At 63.6% G+C, this 4,447-nt stretch carries 3 protein-coding genes; all 3 read right to left on the minus strand.

Annotation, left to right across the window (positions count from 1 at the left end; translation table 11 throughout):
• Positions 1–2,854 (minus strand): aminomethyl-transferring glycine dehydrogenase (gcvP, locus tag ACR0M3_RS19890; protein ID WP_480912393.1); only part of this gene is annotated, 2,854 nt, incomplete at its 3' end.
• A 114-nt stretch (positions 2,855–2,968) separates the two neighbouring features.
• Entirely contained in the window at positions 2,969–3,334 is a 366-nt protein-coding gene (gene gcvH, locus ACR0M3_RS19895; protein ID WP_209505056.1) for a glycine cleavage system protein GcvH, read from the minus strand.
• Between the two features lie 18 nt (positions 3,335–3,352).
• A complete protein-coding gene (gcvT, locus tag ACR0M3_RS19900) occupies positions 3,353–4,447 on the minus strand; it encodes a glycine cleavage system aminomethyltransferase GcvT (RefSeq protein ID WP_480912396.1) in 1,095 nt (364 codons plus the stop codon).

Raw genomic sequence — 4,447 nt, forward strand, 5'->3', positions numbered from 1 at the left:
ACTCAGCGGCGTCTTCGTATGCGTCCATTGGTGGGCATGTGCATACGAGGTTTCGGTCGCCGTATGCGTTGTCGACGCGGTTGACGGGGGACCAGTATTTGTCGACGCCCATGGATCCCGGAGGGAAGCAGGCCTGTTCGCGGGTGTAGGGGCGGTCCCAGTCGCCGACCAGATCACGCACCGTGTGGGGGGCGTTTTTCAGCGGGTTGTTTTCCGCGTCGATCTTGCCGTCGATGATGTCCTGCGCTTCCGCGCGGATCGAGAGCATGGCGTCGCAGAAGCGGTCGAGCTCGTCCTTGGGTTCGGATTCGGTGGGCTCGACCATCAGGGTTCCGGCCACCGGCCAGCTCATCGTGGGGGCGTGGAAGCCTGAATCGACCAGGCGCTTGGCCACATCGTCGACGGTGACATGCGCCGCCTCGTCCAGCGGCCTTGTGTCGAGGATGCATTCATGTGCCACCCGGCCCGTTTCCGACGTGTAGAGGATCGGATAGGCGTCCTTGAGGCGCGCCGCGATGTAGTTGGCGTTCAGGATCGCCACTTTGGTGGCCTGCGTCAGCCCCGCACCGCCCATCAGCAGCACATAGGCCCATGAGACGGGAAGGATCGAGGGCGAGCCGAAGGGTGCCGCCGAGACCGGACCCACGGCGGTGCCGTATTCCGGGTGGCCCGGCAGATGCTCGGCCAGATGCGCCTTGACGCCGATCGGACCCATGCCGGGGCCGCCACCGCCATGCGGGATGCAGAAGGTCTTGTGCAGGTTCAGGTGGCTGACATCGCCGCCAATGTCACCCGGACGTGCCAGCCCGACCATGGCGTTCATGTTGGCGCCGTCGATATAGACCTGACCGCCGTGATCATGGGTGATCTGGCAGACCTCCTGCACGGTGGTCTCGAACACGCCATGGGTCGAGGGATAGGTGATCATGCAGGCGGCCAGATGGTCCGAATGCTTTTCCGCCTTTTCGCGGAAATCATTCAGATCGATATTGCCCTTGTCATCCGATTTCACCGGCACAACCTGCCAGCCCACCATCTGCGCCGAGGCCGGGTTGGTGCCATGGGCCGAGGTCGGGATCAGGCAGACATTGCGCTGCCCTTCGCCGCGGGCGAAGTGATAGTTGCGGATGGTCAGAAGGCCCGCATATTCGCCCTGCGCGCCCGAGTTGGGCTGCTGGGAGATCGCGTCATACCCGGTGATCTGGCACAGCTTGTCGTTCAGATCCGCAATCATCTGATGGTAGCCCTGCGCCTGATCTTCGGGCACGAAAGGATGCAGGTTGCCGAACTCGGGCCAGGTGACCGGGATCATCTCGACCGTGGCGTTCAGCTTCATGGTGCAGGATCCCAGCGGGATCATCGCCCGGTCCAGCGCCAGGTCGCGGTCGGCCAGACGGCGCATATAGCGGGTGATCTCGGCCTCGGCCCGGTTCTTGTGGAAGATCGGGTGGGTCAGGTACGCGCTTTCGCGCAGCGCGTAATCCGGCAGGCGGTATTGCTTGTTCGAGCTGTCATCCTTGCGGTCGATGCCGAAGGCACCCCAGACCGCCTCGATGGTCTCGGGCCGGGTCTGTTCGTCCAGGCTGATGCCCACGCGGGTCTCGCCGACCTTGCGCAGGTTGACGCCACGGGCCACGGCGGCCTCCATCACCACGTTCTGCAGATGACCGACCTCGACCGTGATCGTGTCGAAGAACACCTCGGGTTCGACCGCAAAGCCCGCCTCTTCCAGACCGGCGGCCAGGCGCGAGGTCTTGCGGTGCACCGATTGCGCGATCGCCTTGATGCCGTCGGGGCCGTGATAGACCGCATACATCGAGGCAATGACGGCCAGCAGCGCCTGCGCGGTGCAGACGTTCGAGTTCGCCTTTTCGCGGCGGATGTGCTGCTCGCGGGTTTGCAGCGACAGGCGGTAGGCCTTGTTGCCGCGGCTGTCGATGCTGACCCCGATGATCCGGCCCGGCATCGAGCGCTTCAGCTTGTCGGTGGTCGCCATATACGCGGCGTGCGGGCCGCCATAGCCCATCGGCACGCCAAAGCGCTGGGTCGAGCCGATGGCGATATCCGCGCCCATCTCGCCGGGGGATTTCAGCAGCGCCAGCGACAGGATGTCGGCGGCGACAACGGCGATGGCGTTATGTTCATGCAGCGCCGCGATCTCGGTCGTGAAGTCGCGCACATGGCCATGGGTGCCCGGATACTGGAAGATCGCGCCAAAGACGGCACCTGCATCCAGCTGATCGGGATCGCCCACCTGCACGTCGATGCCCAAGGGTTCGGCGCGGGTTTTGATGACCGCGATGGTCTGCGGATGACAGTTGCGATCCACGAAGAAGGCCGCGTTATTGGCCTTGGACCGGCCGCCGCGCTTGGCCATTGCCATGGCTTCTGCCGCAGCCGTGGCTTCGTCGAGCAGCGAGGCGTTGGCCACATCGAGCCCGGTCAGGTCGCTGACCATGGTCTGGAAGTTCAGCAGCGCCTCAAGCCGGCCCTGGCTGATCTCGGGCTGATAAGGTGTGTAGGCGGTGTACCAGGCCGGGTTTTCCAGGATGTTGCGCAGGATCGGCGCCGGAGTGGTGGTGCCGTAATATCCCTGACCGATCAGCGAGGTCAGAACCTTGTTCTTGCCCGCCACCTGCTTCATGTGAAAGAGCGCATCGCGTTCCGTCATCGCCGGGCCCCAGTCCAGCGGTTCCTTCTGCCGGATCGCCGGCGGGACGGTGGCGTCGATCAGCTGGTCCAGCGTCTTGAAGCCGATCACCTGCAGCATGTCGCGCATTTCGGTGGGCGACGGGCCGATGTGGCGGCGATTGGCGAAGTCATAGGCTTCGTAATCGGTCAGTTTGAAGGCCATTGCAGCGCTCCTCAAGGATAGGTCAGACCCGGCGGAGACGGCAGGAGCCTCCGGCGGGAGTATTTGGAAAAAGATGAAGCGGGGAGCCCCGGTCTCTGGGGCTCCGGGCCGGATTTATCCGATAAAGGCCTTGTAGCCGGCTTCGTCCATCAGATCTTCCAGCTGCGCGGCGTCGGCGATCTTGATCTTGTAGATCCAGGCCTCGCCCTCGGGGTCGTCGTTCAGCGCACCGGGGTTGTCGGCCAGCGCCTCGTTCACTTCCGTAATCTCGCCATCAACCGGCGCGTAAAGCTCGGAGGCGGCCTTGACGGATTCGATCACGCCGATCTCGCCATCCTTCTCGAACTCGTCGCCCACTTCCTGCTGCTCGACAAAGACCACCTCACCCAGCTGCTCGGCCGCGTGTTTGGTGATGCCCAGCGTGGCCGTGTCGCCGTCGACCGCCAGCCATTCATGTTCTTCGGAATAATAGGTTGCCATGGTGTCTCTCTCCTGACTTCAACGCTTGTAATTCTGTTTGACGAAGGGCAGCGCCACGATCTGCGCCGGTTGCGCCTTGCCCCGGATGATCAGGTTGACCTTCTCGCCCGGCTCGCCATGGCCCGCGGACACATAGCCCATCGCAACCGGGCCGCCGACCGTGGGGCCAAAGCTGCCCGAGGTGATCTGACCGATGGTGTTGCCCTCAAGGCATTGCACCTCGACCCCCTGACGCGCGGGCGCGCGCCCGTCGGGCTTGATGCCCACCAGCTTGCGCGCAGGCCCCTCGGCCAGTTCGCGCTGCACACGTTCCGCACCCGGAAAGCCGCCTTCTTCCTTGCGGCGCTTCTGCATCGCCCAGCCAAGGCTGGCCTCGACCGGCGAGGTGCTCTGATCGATGTCATTGCCATAAAGGCACAGACCGGCTTCAAGCCGCAGGCTATCGCGCGCGCCCAGACCCGCCGGTTCGCAATCCTCATGCGCAAGGAACGCCCGGGTGATCTCGATCGCCTTGTCTTCGGGGATCGAGATCTCGTACCCGTCCTCGCCCGTGTAGCCCAGCCGCGAGATGCGGCATTCGACACCCAGGATGTCGGCAATCGTGGTTTCCATGAACTTAAGATCGCGCGCCGCGGGGCAGAGCGCGCCCACCACATCCTCGGCCTTGGGGCCTTGCACCGCAACCAGCGCGCGGTCGAAGATCTCGGTCACCTCAACCCCGTCCAGATTGGCGCGCATATGTGGAATGTCCTGATGGCGCAGCGCCGCGTTCACCACCACAAAGTAATGATCCCCCGCGTTCGACACGATCAAATCGTCCATGATCCCGCCTTCGGCATTGGTGAAGAACCCATACCGCGCCTTGCCTTCCTTCAGCGTCGCATAAGCCTGCGGACACAGTGCTTCCAGCTTCTCGCCCACATTCTCGCCCCGCAATATCACCTGACCCATATGCGACACATCAAACAACGCCGCCTTCTCGCGGCACTGCTTATGCTCGCCCATGATTCCCAGCGGATACTGAACCGGCATCTCCCACCCGGCAAAATCAACCATCTTGCCGCCCAACTCAACGTGAAGCCCATACAACGGCGTGCGTCTAATCTCGGTCAT

The sequence above is a fragment of the Ruegeria sp. O5 genome (genome assembly GCF_056535105.1).

Excerpts from the sequence above, each read along its gene's own strand:
- gcvH (WP_209505056.1), bottom strand. The coding sequence starts at position 3,334 with ATGGCAACCTATTATTCCGAAGAACATGAATGGCTGGCGGTCGACGGC.
- gcvT (WP_480912396.1), bottom strand. The coding sequence starts at position 4,447 with ATGACCGAGATTAGACGCACGCCGTTGTATGGGCTTCACGTTGAGTTG.